General features: G+C 61.1%; 14 protein-coding genes. 6 read left to right on the top strand and 8 right to left on the bottom strand.

Going from position 1 to position 18119, the window contains the following annotated elements:
* Positions 1–86: 86 nt before the first annotated feature.
* A complete protein-coding gene (locus tag ABH945_RS04095; protein ID WP_429249802.1) occupies positions 87–1952 on the top strand; it encodes a glycosyl transferase family 1 in 1866 nt (621 codons plus the stop codon).
* A gap of 240 nt (positions 1953–2192) precedes the next feature.
* On the opposite strand, the gene ABH945_RS04090 is transcribed toward ABH945_RS04095, so the two are convergent.
* Positions 2193–2759 (bottom strand): hypothetical protein, encoded by a 567-nt coding sequence (locus ABH945_RS04090; protein ID WP_429249801.1) that lies wholly within the window; start codon positions 2757–2759, stop codon positions 2193–2195.
* A 319-nt stretch (positions 2760–3078) separates the two neighbouring features.
* Between ABH945_RS04090 and ABH945_RS04085 the strand changes: the two genes are divergently transcribed.
* Positions 3079–3720 (top strand): cadmium resistance transporter, encoded by a 642-nt coding sequence (locus ABH945_RS04085; protein ID WP_429249800.1) that lies wholly within the window; start codon positions 3079–3081, stop codon positions 3718–3720.
* Positions 3721–3833: 113 nt separating this feature from the next.
* Here the strand turns inward: ABH945_RS04085 and ABH945_RS04080 are convergent, their stop codons facing one another.
* Complete coding sequence (locus ABH945_RS04080) at positions 3834–4166, bottom strand: hypothetical protein (RefSeq protein WP_074764587.1); 333 nt, start codon at positions 4164–4166, stop codon at positions 3834–3836.
* 307 nt (positions 4167–4473) lie between these two features.
* Here ABH945_RS04080 and ABH945_RS04075 point away from each other — a divergent pair, with 307 nt between their 5' ends.
* Entirely contained in the window at positions 4474–5373 is a 900-nt protein-coding gene (locus ABH945_RS04075; RefSeq protein WP_429250364.1) for a class I SAM-dependent methyltransferase, read from the top strand.
* A 257-nt stretch (positions 5374–5630) separates the two neighbouring features.
* Positions 5631–7349 (top strand): 2-isopropylmalate synthase, encoded by a 1719-nt coding sequence (gene leuA / locus ABH945_RS04070; protein WP_074766476.1) that lies wholly within the window; start codon positions 5631–5633, stop codon positions 7347–7349.
* Between the two features lie 160 nt (positions 7350–7509).
* Here leuA and ABH945_RS04065 read toward each other — a convergent pair whose 3' ends face one another.
* The 6 genes from ABH945_RS04065 to ABH945_RS04040 form a co-directional block, all read right to left on the bottom strand.
* Positions 7510–8292 (bottom strand): amino acid ABC transporter substrate-binding protein, encoded by a 783-nt coding sequence (locus tag ABH945_RS04065; RefSeq protein WP_429249799.1) that lies wholly within the window; start codon positions 8290–8292, stop codon positions 7510–7512.
* Between the two features lie 187 nt (positions 8293–8479).
* Positions 8480–9931 (bottom strand): dihydropyrimidinase, encoded by a 1452-nt coding sequence (gene hydA / locus ABH945_RS04060; protein ID WP_074764593.1) that lies wholly within the window; start codon positions 9929–9931, stop codon positions 8480–8482.
* Between the two features lie 83 nt (positions 9932–10014).
* Complete coding sequence (locus tag ABH945_RS04055) at positions 10015–11526, bottom strand: NCS1 family nucleobase:cation symporter-1 (protein ID WP_074764595.1); 1512 nt, start codon at positions 11524–11526, stop codon at positions 10015–10017.
* A 107-nt stretch (positions 11527–11633) separates the two neighbouring features.
* Entirely contained in the window at positions 11634–12980 is a 1347-nt protein-coding gene (gene preA / locus ABH945_RS04050) for an NAD-dependent dihydropyrimidine dehydrogenase subunit PreA (RefSeq protein ID WP_429249798.1), read from the bottom strand.
* Between the two features lie 72 nt (positions 12981–13052).
* The gene (locus ABH945_RS04045) at positions 13053–14402 is read right to left on the bottom strand and encodes an NAD(P)-dependent oxidoreductase (protein ID WP_429249797.1); all 1350 of its coding nucleotides are present in this window, start codon (positions 14400–14402) and stop codon (positions 13053–13055) included.
* Between the two features lie 128 nt (positions 14403–14530).
* On the bottom strand, positions 14531–15811 hold the full coding sequence (locus ABH945_RS04040) for a Zn-dependent hydrolase (protein ID WP_429249796.1): 1281 nt from the start codon (positions 15809–15811) through the stop codon (positions 14531–14533).
* A gap of 341 nt (positions 15812–16152) precedes the next feature.
* Here ABH945_RS04040 and ABH945_RS04035 point away from each other — a divergent pair, with 341 nt between their 5' ends.
* Together ABH945_RS04035 and ABH945_RS04030 are read left to right on the top strand one after the other, a co-directional pair.
* A complete protein-coding gene (locus ABH945_RS04035) occupies positions 16153–16896 on the top strand; it encodes a TetR/AcrR family transcriptional regulator (protein ID WP_143026249.1) in 744 nt (247 codons plus the stop codon).
* A gap of 50 nt (positions 16897–16946) precedes the next feature.
* The gene (locus ABH945_RS04030; protein WP_429249795.1) at positions 16947–17798 is read left to right on the top strand and encodes an alpha/beta fold hydrolase; all 852 of its coding nucleotides are present in this window, start codon (positions 16947–16949) and stop codon (positions 17796–17798) included.
* Positions 17799–18119: the final 321 nt, after the last annotated feature.

Here is an 18119-nt window from a genome sequence, read left to right as displayed (position 1 = left end):
ATTATGGTGTCCTGAGGCTGCGATAATCGCGGGCTTTTCGACCGACCTGATGTTGGTTAGTCATGCATATCTTGAAAAGCGGCCCGATGGAACAACCCACTTTTTCGCTCGACGATTTCGAGCAGCTCGTTTATACGCGGCAGTATGTGAAGGCCTCGCTCCAGTTCATCGCCGCGCTCGCGCTGCTCCAGCAAAAGCGCGGCGAACTGGACGAAAGTTTCCTGGCCTCGGGCATGACCGGCCTGTCGTCCGCGGAGCAGCAACGGCGCTTTTTCACACGCCTCGCAAGCGCCGCGTCGACGCTGTTCGCCAACCCGCAATTCGAATTACCCCCCGGCTGCCTCGATCTGCTTCTGACGCTGCACGAATGGATCGGCCTGATGTTCGGCGCCACGCCGTTCGGCAATGCCGATCACGTCACGCGTCATCTGAATCCGCGTGGGCCGCACGACATGCAGTTTCTGACCGGCGACCGTTTTGTCGAAAAACTCTGCGTGTTGTATTCGACCGATTCCGAACTCGAACTCGACCTTGCCGCGCTGTGGACGTACGACAAAACGCTCGCCGCGAGTCTCGCTCTGGTGCTGCTGTCGCCGGTATTTAACGGTTCGGCGAATGCGCATCTGAAGCGCGAGGCGCTGATCGAGTGGCTGCCCGGCAAGCTGCAACAGATCGACGACCTCGACGATCTGCCGAGCGCGCTGCTGCACAACGCCTACATGTTTTGCAGTTACGCGGATACGCCGCGGCGGCACGAGATCAAACGCGATATCAACGTGCTGGTGCGCCGCAAGCTGAAGCGCCTCGGTTTGACCGACCTCCCCGCGCGGCAGCCGAAAACCGTCGGCGGCCACGCGCAACGCGGCAAACCATCCGGCAGGAAGCCGCTGATGATCGTCGTGCTCGAATGGTTTGGCGGCGCTCATTCGATTTATCGCACGCATTCGCGCACGCTCGAAGCGGCGCGCGAGCATTTCGAGTTGGTGGGCTTCGGTTTCGGCTACGCAGTCGACGACGCCGGGCGAGCGGTGTTCGACCGGTTCATCGAACTAGAAGACCCCACTTACATCGGTGAATGCCTGAAAACGATTCGCGAGTTTGCCGACGCGGAACAGCCCGATGTGCTGTATATGCCGAGCGTCGGCATGTTCGTGCTGACCATCTTCATGTCGAACCTGCGGGTGGCGCCCGTGCAGATTGCCGGAATCGGCCACCCGGCCACGACGCATTCCGACCGGATCGACTATGTCAGCGTCGAGGAAGATTATGTCGGCGACCCCGGTTGTTTCAGCGAGCGCTTGCTGAAATTGCCGAAGGACGGCCAGCCTTACCGGCCATCGGTTGCGCTGCCGGATATCGCCGCCAGCATTCCGCCAGCGCGCGAACGGCTGGCGATCGTGATCACAGCGAGCGCGATGAAACTCAATCCGGGTTTTCTCGATACATGCCGCGAGATCGCCGCACGCGCGACGACACCGGTCGAGTTTCACTTCATGAGCGGCGTGCCGAGAGGTGTGCGGCTGGAGCGGATACGCGAAGTGATCGGCGCAACGGTGCCTGGCGCGACCGTGCATGGCTTCCACGGCTATGGCGCGTATCTGGCGCGGGTCAATTGCGCGGATCTGTTTCTCAGCCCGTTTCCGTTCGGGAATACCAACGGGATCGTCGACGCGTTGACGATGGGCTTACCTGGCGTTTGCAAACGAGGACCGGAGGTGTTCGAGCGGATCGACGGAGCGCTGTTCGAGCGTGTGGGGATGCCGGCGTGGGCAATCGCGGATAGCGTCGACGAGTACGTGGCGGCTGCCGTGCGGATGATCGATGGGCATGCTGAGCGGGTCGAACTGCGGCAGCGTTTGATCGATACGAAGGCTGTAGAGCGATGCTTTGAAGGCCGGGCGGAGGCTTTTGGGGAGAGGGTGTTGGGGTTGGTGGCAGGCGGGGTGGATTAGGCTTGGGCTGGGGCTGGCCTTAGAGCGGCTCGGGCGGAGTTGCCCTTTGGTTAAGGCTCGGGGCCGCGTGATTTTTCCAACTCGCTCTAACCCGCCAAAGCGTCGTGCCAAGAACCTGCGCGGCCTGATCAATGAGAAACAAGCCCGGTACGCGACAACGCGTAATCAAGGAACACGTGTAGCGAAGCGCCCCCCGCTCATCTGAAGTCGCAACGACGCGTGTTATCGAAGTTATGCAGGTTAGCCAGATGTCGCGCTGGCCGCTTCGTCGGCGGGTGTTACAAGCTTTGCCGGTGCGAGCCAGCGGAACACGTTCAGATCCGCGCCGTGAAACGTGCATTCGGCGGCCGTTGCGGTAACGACCGTGGTTGGTTTAGCCGGTTTCGTCGAGACACTTTTGGCTTCCGAAGCGCTTGAAGCAGCCGATGCGTCCACCGATACAGCCGAGGCCGGCGACGTCGCCGACACTGCCGACGCGACGCCCACCCCCGATGCTCGCGTCGCCGATACCCCCGAAGCCCCGTGCGCCGAAGCCGCCGCAACCCGAGCGGCAGAAGCCGCCGTGGCCGCCGTCGCTGCCGCTTCCGACGCCGTCGTCACATGCTCGATCGAACCTTCGATCACCACTCGCGAGCCGTGGATGCCCGCGCCCCGATGGGCGACCTTCAAGGTATCCGCCGATGTATCGGCCAGCTTGCCACGCATCAACTGCTCGCACGCGTCCGAGTTCCTGAACGTGGCCGTGCAGGCCGCGAGCAAGGCGACAGCGGCCGTGATGCAGGCGATAGAAAGAATCCGAATCTTCATTGATGTTCCGTTTTTCAAGCCGTCGGGAATTGTAGCTTACGGGGTCCTCACGCGACGATGGATTGGGGCCGGTGCGACCTCTCCTTTCTTACGTCGGCTCAAACAGCGCAAACATGCGCCGTTTGCATAACCCAACGCGCTCGTCGCTTCCGGCATTCCCAACCTTCCAGCCGTAAGAAAACGTAATCGCTTGACCTCGGCGGCTCGCGTCGGCATCGTGTTGCCCGGCGATGTCTCCGTCGATCCGCCGCCGCTCCTGTCGCGGCCATCAAGATGACGCGCCGCCATCCCTCATTTTGCATCGACAGGCTTTTTCCGCATGCTCAGCCTTGCCCTGCTCGCCATCGCGGCCTATGCCGCGACCAACGTCGACAACCTGTTCGTCCTGCTCGCCTTTCTGGCGGAAGCGGGGGCTGAGCGGCGTCGTGTGGTCGTCGGGCAATATGCGGGCTCGCTGGTCCTGATCGCAGGGTCGCTGATGCTTGCGGCACTCCTGACGCATTTGCCCGCTGGATATGTCGGCCTGCTCGGCGTCCTGCCGATATGCGTGGGCCTGAGCAAAGCGTGGGAACGCTTCGGTCCCCGCCACGCGCGTAGTCAGGACGACGACTTGCCTGAATCCGTCCGCGAATCTGGATCCGCCAGATCCGGCGCGCCGGCCGGCAGCGGCTCTTCATGGTGGACGGTTGCGTGCGTGGCGCTCGCCAATGGTTCGGATAACGTCGCCGTCTACGTGCCGTTGTATGCGAGTCATTCACACGGAGATCGCGCGTTCATCTCGCTGGTGTTCGTCGCGATGATCGGGCTGTGGTGTGTCGCCGCCGTGCAACTCGTGGAGCACCCGCTGCTCGGCGCGCCGATCCGGCGCTACGGTACGGCCTTGCTGCCACCGATCCTGCTGACGATCGGCGCGTCGGTGATCGTTCAGAACGATACGCTGCGAATCGTGTTCGGGATGTGAATCGGCGAATCGGCGGGCGAAGAAAGGCATTGGCCACGGTCTGTGTCAGGATGCGCCGCCGTTAGGCGAGCGATGCGGCAACGACCGTCGTTTGCTTCAAATCGTCAAAATCGTCAATTGGCCGGAGCCTGCGGCTGCACGTAAGTACGCACACCGGCAAGCGGGGCGCCGTATCCGCCCGCGTTGGTGTGGTTCGGCAAACCGTTGACCAGCTGTGCACGCGGATCGGTCGGATTCAGATTCAACTCGCCCGCCTGCTGATTGCCATGCGTCGGATATTCGCTGCCGCGCGCCGCGTTCGGCATGAGCCGGGTGCTGTTTTGCGGCGCGTTCATGTCGTCCTGCGGACTCAAGCCCTGCGCGTGCGCCTGTGCGGCGAGCCCGCACAGCGCCGCCGCGCACAGCAGAATCCGCGTTGCTCCCGATGTCCTCGATATTCGTTTCATACCTGCCTCCGGCAAAGTGAAATGAAGCGATCGCGTCCGCGTTTTCGTGCGATTGCATCAAATGCGGCAAACGCTGATCACTTCATTTATACGCACGACGACGTGCTTCGGTTTCGGCGAGTTCGGGGTTTGGTTCGATGAAGCGGAGGCGCGCACCCGCGACACCGCGCGATACCCGCGACACCCGCGACACCCGCGACAAAATGCAGCCCCATGCCGCCCGCCGCTGCCTTGTCCCGGGCAAATTCACCTGCTGCCTATCCTTATGCCTATTGGCGGCTTCCGTCCGTCACGATCGCGCCCGATAATGGGCGTCATGAACGCCCAACCCAAATCCAGCCGACGCGCGGTGCGCACGACCCTCGCGACATTGGCCGCAGTGTTGCTAATGGCCGCCTGCGCCGCCCCGGGAACATCGACAGGGCCGTCGGCATCGACCATATCGTCAACCGCCAGTTCAGCCTCCCTCGATGCCGCAATTTCCGGACCGCAACGTGACACGAAGGCGCGGCAGCGCGACATCTACCGTCATCCGGAAGAAACCTTGCAGTTCTTCGAGCTGATGCCGTCGCAAACGGTGCTCGAAATCGCGCCCGGTGGCGGCTGGTACACCGAAATACTCGCGCCTTACCTGCATGACCACGGCAGGCTCTACGAGGCGGAATACGACGGCCCGCAGGGTGCGCCTTCCGCGGAAGCCCAGGCCGGACGCGCCGCGTTCGCCCGCAAACTGGCAGCCACGCCCGACGTCTACGGCAATGTTGTGGTCGGCACATTGCATAAGGGCCGATTCACCGGCTTTCCCGCCGACGCCAGCGTCGATCGCGTGCTGACGTTCCGCAACATCCACAACTGGATCAAGGACGGCGAAATCGATGCGAATCTGCGCGCCTTTTACGCGGCGCTCAAGCCCGGCGGCATCCTCGGCGTCGAGGAACACCGGGCCGCGCCGGGCACATCGCTGCAACAGACCATCGATACCGGCTACGTCACCGAAGACTACGTGATCGCCCACGCCAAGGCTGCGGGCTTCGAGCTGATCAGCAAAAGCGAGGTGAACAGCAATCCGCGCGACACGAAAAATTACCCGCATGGCGTGTGGTCGCTGCCGCCGAGCTACGAAGGCGGAGATGCCGATCGGGCGCGGTTTGCGTCAATCGGCGAGTCGGACCGCATGACCCTGCGCTTCGTCAAACCGGCCCATTGAACACGGACGGCGCTTGACGCCGTCCCGATAATATGTTCCTATTGCGCTCTATGTACCGCGCCCAGACCATCCTATCGCTACTACTAGCCCCCTCTTCCGGGCTAGGTCTGCTGCTGCGCGCTTCCATCTGATACACCGAAGCATCGCTTGATTCCCCAGTAACTGACCCAGCCCCGGTTCCCGACCGGCGGCCCAGCATCACATCTTCGTCGTCCGGTCGACACCAGCCTTCTGGTTCCAACTCACGGATGATGAAAATGTTGAAAAACCCTGCTACCAAATACCGTTCGTTCAAGCCGATCAATTTGACGGATCGCCAGTGGCCGTCGCGCGTCATCGAGCGTGCGCCGATCTGGATGAGCACCGACCTGCGCGACGGCAATCAGGCATTGTTCGAGCCGATGAACGCGCAACGCAAGATGCGCATGTTCAAGACGCTGGTGCAGATCGGTTTCAAGGAAATTGAAGTCGCGTTTCCGTCCGCATCGCAGACCGACTTCAATTTCGTGCGTGAACTGATCGAAGGCGGCCACATTCCCGACGACGTCACGATCGAAGTGTTGACCCAGGCGCGCGACGATCTGATCGAACGCACCTTTGAATCGTTGAAGGGCGCACCGCGCGCCATCGTCCACCTGTACAACGCGACCGCGCCGGAATTCCGCAAGATCGTGTTCGGTCTCGATCAGAACGGCGTGAAAGAACTCGCGCAGAAGGCCGCACGCACCATGAAGCGTTTCGCCGATGCCGCGCCGGAAACGCACTTCACGTTGCAATACAGCCCGGAAGTGTTCAGCGGCACCGAACTCGAATTCGCGAAGGAAGTCTGCGACGCGGTGTTCGACATCTGGCAACCGACGCCGGAACACAAGGCGATCGTCAACCTCCCCGCTACCGTCGAAATGGCGACGCCAAACGTCTACGCCGACCAGATCGAATGGATGCACCGCAACCTCGCGCGCCGCGATTCGCTGATCGTGTCCGTGCATCCGCATAACGACCGCGGCACCGCTGTCGCGGCGGCAGAACTCGCGGTGATGGCCGGCGCGGACCGCGTCGAAGGCTGCCTGTTCGGCAACGGCGAGCGTACCGGCAACGTCGACCTCGTCACGTTGGCGTTGAATCTGTACACCCAGGGCGTCGATCCTGAACTCGACTTCTCGAACATCAACGAAGTCGCGCGTACTGCTGAAGAATGCACGCAGTTGCCGGTGCATCCGCGTCATCCGTATGTCGGCGATCTGGTGTTCACCGCGTTCTCGGGCTCGCATCAGGACGCGATCAAGAAGGGCCTCGCCGTCCAGAAGCCGGACGCGATGTGGGAAGTGCCGTATATGCCGATCGATCCGAACGATCTCGGCCGCACGTACGACTCCGTGATTCGCGTGAACAGCCAGTCGGGTAAAGGCGGCATCGCGTATCTGCTGGAGCAGAGCTATGGCGTCGTGTTGCCGCGCCGCTTGCAGGTGGATTTCAGCTCGGCCGTGCAGCACTTCACCGACGACAGCGGTGGCGAAGTCACGCCGTCGCAGATCTTCGAATTGTTCCAGCAGGAGTACGTGCAGAACGTCGAGCCGATTCGTTATATCGGCCACAGCCTGTCGGAGAATGACGGCCGCGAACACATCAAGCTCAAGGTCGAAATCAACGGCACACCGCGCGTGTTGAACGGTGCAGGCAACGGTCCGCTCGACGCGCTGATGCACGCAATCGGCGCACCCGTGCGCATTCAGCATTATGAAGAACGCGCATTGACGCAAGGCGCCGATGCCCGCGCAGTGGCGATCGCAGAAATGGCCGGCGCCGATGTGACCGGCAGCGCGTTCGGCGTCGGTATCGACGCGAATCTGGTGACGGCGTCTATCCGCGCCGTGATCAGCGGCGTCAACCGTGCTTATGCTCGCGCCAACGCAAATGCGAAAGAAAGTTTCTTTGACGCTGCATTGAACGATGCAGCGGAAAGTGCCGCGGTTTAAGGCCTTACAAGGGCATTGACCGGGGCCTCGCCCAGACCCTACCCGGGTGTTCGATGAGGCCGATTTGAAGTTTCAATAGGCTTGAGCCAACGCTGCCGATCCAGCGTATTGAAAAAAAGGGGAGCGTTTTTAACGCTCCCCTTTTTCATTTGTCAGCCACTCAGTGAAGCACATCCTCGCCGAAGTACTTCTGCGAAATCTTCTGATACGTACCGTCTTTCCTCATGCCCGCGAGCGCCGCATTGATCGCCGCGCGCAATCTCGGGCTTCCCTTGCGCATCAATACGCCTGACTCGTCGGTACTGCCGGGCGCGTTATCGAATGCGACGATTTTCACGTGGGCATCCGGCCGCCGTTTGATGAAGTAAAAAAACGATAGCGAGTCGTTCACGGTTGCATCGACCCGTCCCGAGATCAGCAGATCGAGCGCTTCGTTAAAGCCCTGCACGGGTATCACCTGCGCGCCATAGGCGCTTGCAACCGCGCCGAAGTGACTGGTCAGCGAATTGGCGGACTTCCTGCCTTTCAGATCACCGAACGATCTGATCCGGCTGTTGCTCGACGCGACGATCAACGCCGGATATGACGTGATGTACGGGTCGGAGTAATCGTATTTGGCCTTGCGCGCCTCGGTGATCGACACCACGTTGATCACCACGTCGTAGCGATTCACGTCGAGGCCCGCGATCAGACCGTCCCACTGACCTTCAATGAATTGCGGCTTCGCGCCGAGACGCTTCGCGATTGCCGTGCCGATCTCGACGTCGAAACCTGTCAGCTTGCCCATTTCGTCGTGATACGTGAACGGCGCATAGGTGCCTTCGGTGCCGATCCTGAACACCCCGGAGGATTTGATTCTATCGAGGTCGTCGGCTGCGAAAAGCGGGCTGATCGTCACGGCCTGCAATAACGCGATCAGCAGAATGCAACGAATCGACTTCATCAGGAGGCTCCGTCAGTGTGCTACGTCATAGGCGAGTTCTGCCGACGCTCAGGATCGGCAGAATGGGCGGACTGTAGCAAACCGGACGGAGTTTGACAAAAAACCGGTAGTTGGATCGATAGGCGCACAGCGGATAAAGACAAGCCGCGACGCCAGAGGCGCTGCGGCTCGATAAACCTCAAACCCTCTACCGCTCCACCGGATGCGGCTCCTTGCGCTTGTTGGCAACGCGGATCGCGTCGAAATAAGCCGGGTTCGGCGGCCGTTTCAGATAGCGGCCCGCGCCGCGCTCCGCGCGCAATTCGCCGTTGGTCCACGCGAGCGCGCCACGTGTGAGCGTATGCATCGCGACGCCCTGCACCGTCATCCCTTCGAACACGTTGAAGTCGACTTTCTGATGATGCGTCTTCACCGAAATCGTCTTGCTGGCGTTCGGGTCCCACACCACGAGGTCGGCATCCGCACCAACCTGCACCGCGCCTTTACGCGGATACAGGTTGAAAATCTGCGCAGCATTCGTCGACGTAATGCGCACGAATTCATTCGGCGTGAGGCGTCCTGAATTCACGCCGTGATGCCAGAGCACCGCCATCCGGTCCTCGACCCCGCCACAACCGTTTGGAATCTTCGTGAAGTCTTCGCGGCCCATGGCCTTTTGCGACGCGCAGAACACACAGTGATCGGTTGCCGTGGTATGCAACTGGCCGGCCTGCAAACCTCGCCACAGCGCCTCACGATGCTCGGCGGAACGGAACGGCGGGCTCATCACGTGCGCGGCCGCACGGGTCCAGTCGGGGTCGCGATACACCGCTTCGTCGATGACCAGATGGCCTGGCAACACTTCGCCGAACACGCGCAAGCCTTCGCTGCGAGCACGCGCAATCGCGTCGACGGCATCTTTCGCGGACACGTGCACGATATACACCGGCACACCCAGCACCTGTGCGATGCGGATCGCACGATTGGCCGCTTCGCCTTCGACCTCAGGCGGGCGGGATAACGGATGCGCCTCTGGACCCGTAAATCCTTTGGCCAGCAACTGACGTTGCAACTGGAACACCAGTTCGCCATTTTCCGCATGCACGGTCGGCAGCGCGCCGAGTTCGAGCGAGCGCGAGAAGCTGTTCACGAGCACTTCGTCATCGGCCATGATCGCGTTTTTGTAGGCCATGAAATGCTTGAAGCTCGACACGCCGTGTTCGTGTACGAGCGTCCCCATGTCGCGATAAACCGAGTCATCCCACCAGGTGACTGCAACGTGAAAACCATAATCGGCCGATGCCTTTTCCGCCCAGCCGCGCCACTCCCTGAACGCTTCCATCAGCGGCTGCTTCGGACTCGGAATCACGAAGTCGATGATGCTGGTCGTGCCGCCCGATAGACCCGCAGCGGTGCCGGTATAGAAGTCGTCGCTCGCCGTGGTGCCCATGAACGGCAATTCCATATGCGTATGCGGATCGATGCCGCCAGGCATCACATACTGGCCGCCTGCATCGACAATCGTCGCGCCCGCCGGTGCTTCCAGGTCCGCGCCGATCTGCAGGATCGTGCCGCCGTCCTGCGGGTCCGCACACAATACGTCCGCACGATACGTGTTCTCCGCGTCGATAATCGTGCCGCCGCGAATCAGGGTCGTCATGTTGCCGCCTCCTTTTGAACTGCTGGTTTCGATGCTACGTCATGCATTTTTCTACCGCTATTGCTATTGCGATCGCATCCGGTTCAAGCGCTGGCCGTTCGCGCACTCGGTCCCTTGCTCAGCTTCATCCACGCGCTATATACGATCGACGCCAACGCAAGTCCCACAAACCAGGCATACGTATAGAGCGTATTGAAGAATGCAGGCACATTCGGAAACGAAGCCGGAAACGCGGTATGCAGAAAGCCCGGCAAATTAGGCAATACGCCGATCAGCAACGCCACCACTGCGCCGATATTCCATCCGCCTGTATAGCTGTATTCGCCCTGCTCGTCGAACAGTTCGCGCATATTGAGCCGTGTGCCGCGAATCAGAAAATAGTCGACCATCAGAATACCCGCCACAGGTCCGAGCAACGCCGAGTAACCGACCAGCCAGGTGAAAATATAGCCCTGCGTGGTCGCGAGAATCTTCCACGGCATCATGACGATCGCGATGGTCGCGGTAATCATGCCGCCGACGCGATAAGAAATACCCTTCGGCCACAGGCTCGAAAAGTCATAAGCTGGTCCGACGAGATTGGCCGCGAGATTGCACGACATCGTGTCGAGCGTGAGAATGATCAGCGCGACGCCGACGCCAATGCCGGTCATGCGGCTCGTCAGGTCGATCGGGTCCCAGATTGCCTTGCCGTAGATCACCACCGTGGCGGACGTGACCACGACCGAAATCACCGATAGCAACGCCATCGGCACAGGCAAGCCGATGGTCTGTCCGATGATCTGATCGCGCTGCGTTTTCGCGAAGCGCGTGAAGTCGGGAATGTTCAACGCGAGCGTCGCCCAGAAGCCGACCATCGCGGTGAGGCTTGGCCAGAACGTGACCCAGAACATGCCTTCCTTCTTGCCGCCCGGCACGAATTGCGACGGCGCCGACAGCATCGAGCCGAGCCCGCCCGCTTTCGAAGTCGCCCACCACACCAGCGCGATACACATCACGATCTTGATCGGCGCGGACCAGCTTTCGAGCCGTCGAATTGCTTCGGTGCCGTGCACGATGAAATAAATCTGCAATGCCCAGAAAACCAGGAAGCACGCGAGTTGCGCAATCGAGATGCCGAGGAACGGCAGCGCGTCGCCATGCAATGCATTGTTGGTGAGAATGTTTAACAGCGTGTAGATCGCGCTGCCGCCGAGCCAAGTTTGAATCCCATACCAGCCACACGCGACGATCGCCCGTAGCAACGCAGGCAGTTTCGCGCCGCTCGTGCCGAACGACGAGCGCACCAGCACCGCGTACGGAATGCCGTGTTTGGCGCCTGCGTGGCCGATCAGCAGCATCGGTACCAGCACGATCAGATTGCCGAGCAGCACGGTCACGACGGCCTGCCACGGCGACATGCCCTGCTCGGTCAAGCCGGCGGCCAGCATGTACGACGCGATGTTCATCACCATCCCCACCCACAACGCGGCGAAGTGATACCACCGCCACGTTCGCTGTGCGGGGCCGGTCGGCGCAAGATCGTCGTTGTATAGATCGCTGCCTTGCGCGCCGGCCGCGAATTGCGGATCGACGGATTGCGCTGTCTGCTTCATCGAAAGATCTCCACGTGATCGTTGAGGCCCGCCACGCTTCTGGTGGCGTGTCGGGCCTTTGGGGAACGACAGGTTCAGTACAGCGCGTTGCTAGATCGCTTCGTGTTTCATGCGGCCTTTGCCGCGTGCGCATGTGCGCCTGCAGTAGTTGCAGCTTCGCCTTCGACCTCGGCCGCCGTTGCACCCGATGCAGCATTCACGCGCGCCGGATTGTTCGGATGCGTGGTCCAGTTCGCGTATTCGCCGTTGTCCACGCGCTCCATCGTGATGCACTGCTCGACCGGACACACATGCATGCACAGATTGCAGCCGACACATTCGGAGTCCATCACTTCAAAATGCCGAACGCCATCTTTTTCTTTCATGATCGCCTGATGCGCGGTGTCCTCGCATGCGATATGGCACAGCCCGCACTGAATGCATTTGTCCTGATCGATGCGCGCCTTGATGTCGTATTTGAGGTTCAGGTACTTCCAGTCAGTGACGTTGGGCACCGCGCGGCCGCGAATGTCGTCGAGCGTGGCGTAGCCTTTTTCGTCCATCCAGTTCGAGAGGCCGTCGGCGAGATCGGACACGATGCGAAAACCGTAGTGCATCGCCGCCGTGCAAACCTGCACGCTGCCCGCGCCAAGCACCATGAATTCGGCGGCGTCGCGCCAGGTGGAAATGCCGCCAATGCCGGAAATCGGCAGATCCGGCGTTTCCGGGTCGCGTGCGATTTCGGCGACCATGTTCAGCGCAATCGGCTTCACTGCTGGCCCGCAGTAGCCGCCGTGCGTGCCTTTGCCATCGACCATCGGCAATGGCGACATCGCGTCGAGATCCACTGCGACGATCGAGTTGATCGTGTTGATCAGCGACACGCCATCTGCACCGCCTTTAAAAGCCGCGCGCGAGCCGACACGGATGTCGGTAATGTTCGGCGTGAGCTTCACGAGACACGGCAGCTTCGAGCCTTCCTTGACCCAGCGTGTGACCATTTCGATGTACTCGGGCACCTGCCCCACCGCTGCGCCCATACCGCGTTCGCTCATGCCGTGCGGGCAACCGAAATTCAATTCGACCGCATCGGCGCCGGTGTCTTCGACCAGCGGCAGAATCCATTTCCAGTCGCGTTCATTGCACGGCACCATCAGCGAAACGATCATGGCGCGGTCGGGCCAGTCGCGTTTGACTTGCGCGATCTCACGCAGGTTGACGTCGAGCGGACGGTCGGTGATCAATTCGATATTGTTCAAACCCGCGATACGCTGACCGTTCCATTGCACCGCGCCGTAACGCGAGCTGACGTTCACCACATGCGGATCGAGGCCGAGCGTCTTCCAGACCACACCGCCCCAGCCCGCTTCGAATGCGCGGTTCACGTTATAGGCTTTGTCGGTCGGCGGTGCGGACGCGAGCCAGAAAGGATTCGGCGAAGTGATGCCGGCAATCGTACAGCGCAGATCGGCCATGTTCGGCTCCTTGGGGACTGCTGTTTTTTGTATGCTTGCGGATGCGTTTTTCGTGTGTTCGCGCGGACCAGGCTAAGCAGCCTTGATCGCGGTGCGGGCGAATTGCGCATCGATTGCAGCGGCCGCGATCTTGCCGTCCTGCACCGCCTGCACAGTCAGATCGACACCGCCTGTCGCCGCGCAATCGCCCCCCGCCCACACGCCGGACAACGACGTTTGCCCGCTCGCATCGACCGCGATGCGGCTGCCGTCGAGCGTCAACAACTCGCGCTCGATACCGACCGCCACCAGCGTTTGCCCGATCGCCTTGAGCACCATGTCGGCCTCGACGACGAAGCGCTCCTGCGCGCCATCGCTCGACGTGCGTTCGAATTCGACACCCGTTACCGCGTTTTCTGCACCGATCAAGCGCGTCGGCGTGGCATGGGTGATCAACGTGACGCCGTTGGTCTGCGCGAAATCGCGCTCGACCCACGTCGCGCTCATCGACTCGACACCGCGCCGGTACACCATCGTCACCGATGTCGCGCCGAGCTTGCGGCTTTGCACCGCCGCATCCACCGCCGTATTGCCGCCGCCGATCACGACCACCCGACGTCCCACCGGCACCGTGCCGAGGTCGCTCGCGGTGCGGATCTGTTCGATGAAATCCACCGCGTTCATCACGCCGCTCAGGTCCTCGCCTTGCATCGCGAGCGAGCGCACGCCCGTGAGTCCGATGGCAAGAAACACCGCGTCGTATTGCTGCCGCAAAGTATCGAGTTGAATATCACGCCCAAGCGCGACGCCATGCTCGATTTCAATGCCGCCGACGGAGCACAGCCACGCCACTTCACGCTGCGCGAAATCGTCGACGGTTTTATAAGCGGCGATGCCATATTCGTTCAGGCCACCGGCCTTTTCATGCGCGTCGTAAATCGTCACGCGATGACCCGCCAGCGCCAGACGATGCGCACAAGCCAGCCCCGCCGGCCCCGCCCCGACCACGGCGACGTGCCGCCCCGTTTCAGCGGCACGTCTGAACAGGGGCTCGCCGCGCGCCATCGCCCAATCCGTTGCATGCCGTTGCAATGCGCCGATGGCAACAGGCTTCGCATCCTGGTGATTACGCACGCATGCGCCTTCGCAAAGAATCTCGGTGGGGCAAACGCGCGCGCACATGCCGCCCATCGGATTGGCTGACAGAATATCCACCGCCGCGCCCTTCAGATTGCCGTTGCCGATCTTGCGGATGAAGCTGGGAATGTCGATCTGCGTCGGACACGCGTTCACGCACGGCGCGTCGTAACAGTAGTGGCAACGGCTCGCTGCGGCTGCCGCCGCGCTCGCGTCGAGCAACGGCGCGATGTCGGAGAACTCGCACGAAAGCTGCTCGGGCGATAACCGTTGAGCGGCTATATCGCCAGTTTGCTTGATGGCCATACACGTTCCTTCTTCGATGTGAGGACGTAGCCGTACCTGCCGGCTGCGCTGCGAGCGGAGTCGGGACGGCATGTTTTATGGGCACTACGATGACTGACGGCCAGCGTCTGGCCGGACCCGCTACGGCGTTATGAAACCGGCTCGCACGCTCGTTCAAGCATGGCATGCAGCAAAACGTTCGCGCCTGCCTCGATCCATTCGAAGGTGGCGTCCTCGACTTCGTTATGGCTGATGCCGTCGACACACGGCACGAACACCATCGAAGTCGGCGCGACCTGCGACAGATAACACGCATCGTGTCCCGCACCGGACACCATGTTGCGATGCGGATAACCAAAGCGTTCGGCTGCTGCGCGCACCGACTTCACGCACGCTTCGTTGAACGCGATCGGCGCGTAGTAAAAGATCTGTTCGAGTTCAGTTTGCAGACCGATGCCGTCCGCAATCTCAGCCACGCCTTTGCGCAAGGCGGCGTCCATTTTTGCGAGCACTGCATCGTCGGGATGACGGAAATCGACGGTGAAAAACACACGGCCCGGAATCACGTTGCGCGAGTTCGGATAGACCTGCAGCATGCCGACCGTCGCGCAGGCCAGCGGCGCGTTATCGAGTCCGATACGGTTGACGAGATCGACGACACGCGCAGCACCGAGCAACGCATCGCGACGACGCGGCATCGGCGTCGGGCCCGCGTGCGCTTCCTGCCCGGTCAGCGTGATTTCGTACCAGCGCTGACCTTGCGCATCGGTCACGACGCCAATGGTTTTCTGTTCGGCCTCGAGAATCGGCCCTTGCTCGATATGCAATTCGAACGCCGCATGCAACGGCCGGCCACCGCACGGAACATCGCCCGCGTAACCGATGCGCTCGAGTTCTTCGCCGATGGTTTTGCCGTCGACGTCCTTGCGCGAGAGTCCGTATTCCAGCGAGAACTCGCCGGCGAATACACCGGAGGCGACCATCGCCGGTGCGAAGCGCGAGCCTTCCTCGTTGGTCCAGATCACGACCTCCACAGGGTGCTCGGTTTCGATCCCGTGGTCGTTCAGGCTGCGGATCACTTCGAGGCCGCCCAGCACCCCGTAGATGCCGTCAAAACGGCCGCCGGTAGGCTGAGAGTCCGCGTGCGAGCCGGTCATCACCGGAAGTGCATCCGGGTTGCGTCCGGCGCGGCGCATGAACACGTTGCCCATCTGATCGACGGTGACCGTGCAACCGGCCTCCTTCGCCCAGCTCACGATCAGATCGCGTCCCTGCTTGTCGAGATCGGTGAGTGCGAGACGGCACACACCGCCTTTGGGCGTCGCACCGATCTTCGCCATCGTCATCAGGCTATCCCACAACCGCTTGCCGTCGACCTTGATCGACGTGCTCAATTCCGCGCGCTTCAATGCTTCGGATACCGCATTCATTCGTCTCGCTCCTTTCGGTGAACCGACGTGAAACTGGTGCATCGGCGACGGGTTTTGGGGCGTCGCCGCACGGCGTCGGTGCAGATTCGCCACACCGGATCGCGTCATCAACAAAGGGCTAACCCTGGGGCATCGCCCGCTCTGCCAATCCTGTCCAGTTGGACAGGTTGTAGACGATTAAGCCTGCCAGATCAACACCTTTCGTACGGCGAGAAACATAGCGAGAAGCATGCCATTGCACTGCAGCACGGCGTTTTCACCCATGACGATTGCGCGTGTGAGCGTCGGTCCAAACGACTAGAATGAAGCGCGACGCGGCGCAGATGCCGGCGAAGGCAAACATGAGAGACGACGACGTGGCGGCCGACATCACCGAAACCGACGAAACGCGCGCGCCATTGCGGCGGCGCAAGGCACACATTCGTGAGTCGAACGAGGCGCATCTTCTGGCGTGCGCGGAAGCGGTTTTCGCCGAACGGGGACTCGACGGCACCAGTACGGCGATGATCGCCGAGCGTGCTGGCTTACCAAAAGCTAACGTGCACTACTACTTTCCGACCAAGCTCGCGCTGTACCGGCGCGTGCTCGAAGACCTGTTCGAAGACTGGCATCGTGCAGCGGATACGTTCGAGTGCAGTGACGATCCGGTTGAAGCGATTGGCGGGTACGTCCGAGCGAAAATGGAATTGTCGCGGCGCCGGCCGTTAGGCTCGAAGGTATGGGCCAGCGAAATCATTCACGGCGCCGTGCATATGGAGGACATTCTCACGGGACGTGTGAAGCCGTGGCTCGACAGCCGAGTGAAAGTGATCGACGACTGGATTGCGCGCGGCCTGCTCGCGCCGGTGAATGCGCAGACGTTGATGTACATGATCTGGGCGACCACCCAGCATTACGCCGACTTCGACGCGCAGATTCGTGCACTCAAGGGCAAGCGCGCGTTGACGCAGAAAGCGTTCGAAGCGACGACGGAGGAAGTCGTGCAGTTGGTGATTCGTGCGTGCGGGGCGGTGTCGCCTGCAGTTGCTGGCTCGCGCTCACGGCCGCGTTCGGAAAATGAAAATAGCGCGGAGTCTTCAGGCTGAAGCGTGTAAAGAGACCGCGAGCAGGTCGAACAACAATCATAAGGTGATTCATGCAGAACCCCGTTTCCGGCACTGCCGCCACGATCGTCGATACGTCGGCTAGCAGCTTTGCCGACCTGCCCGCCACGGTCTCGCACGGGCCGTTGCGCATCGAATACCGGTGGATCAACGAGGCAGCAGCAGAGGCGCCGATTGCTGTGTTCCTGCACGAAGGACTCGGCTCGATCGCCATGTGGCGCGACTGGCCGCAAGCACTGTGCGAGCGACTCGGCATGCGCGGCCTCGTCTATTCGCGGCCCGGTTACGGACTGTCTACGCCACGTCCGCGAGAAGTGAAATGGCCCGTCGATTACATGACGGCGCAAGCACGCGAGATCCTCCCCGAGTTGCTCGATTCGCTTCAAATCGGCATCACGGAGCGCAAACGGATGTGGGTGATCGGCCATAGCGACGGCGGCTCGATCGCGCTGCTGTCTGCAGCGTTGCATCCCGATGCGCTGGCGGGCGCAGTCGTCATCGCGCCGCACGTGTTTGTCGAGGACATCTCGGTGCAAGGCATCGTGCAAACGAAGCAGCTTTACGAAACCACCGACCTGCGCGAGAAACTCGCCCGCTATCACGCGGACGTCGACTCCGCCTTCTACGGCTGGAGCGACATCTGGTTGAATCCCGACTTCAGACAATGGACGATCGGCGCGGAACTGTTGGCGATTCATCAGCCGCTACTCGCGATACAGGGACACGACGATCACTACGGCACGATGGCCCAGATCGACAGGATCGCAGAGCGCGTTTTGCATACGCGACTGGTCAAGCTCGACGCTTGCGGACACTCACCGCATCGCGATGCGCCGGACAGGTTGAACGATGCAATTGCGGAATTCATTTCATCGCGGCGTTAATGGGTTATCGGCTCGTCGCGCGACTGAAGCCGCTTTAGGCAGACTTTCTTAAACCGGTTAATTGCCACCGCTGGCATACGCGCAAGAATGACTGCGATTCGATCGGGCGATTCAATATCTCACTCTAAAGAGACCATTGCAAAATCGTTCAATATGCTTGTAGACTTTAATCCTGTTTTGCTCACGCGCCTAATCGTCTCAGGCATCAAGAACAACAAATTCGCTTAAACATCAATACCGCTTCAATGCAAACGAACGACCCGCCGTTCCGCCGTATGAAGCCGCCTCACAGCGACCTCACCCCGCGAATTCATTCTGCCT

The organism is Paraburkholderia sp. GAS333 (assembly GCF_050435665.1).
Classification (GTDB): Bacteria; Pseudomonadota; Gammaproteobacteria; order Burkholderiales; family Burkholderiaceae; genus Paraburkholderia; species Paraburkholderia fungorum_A.
This window is presented reverse-complemented; position numbering and strand designations above follow the sequence as displayed.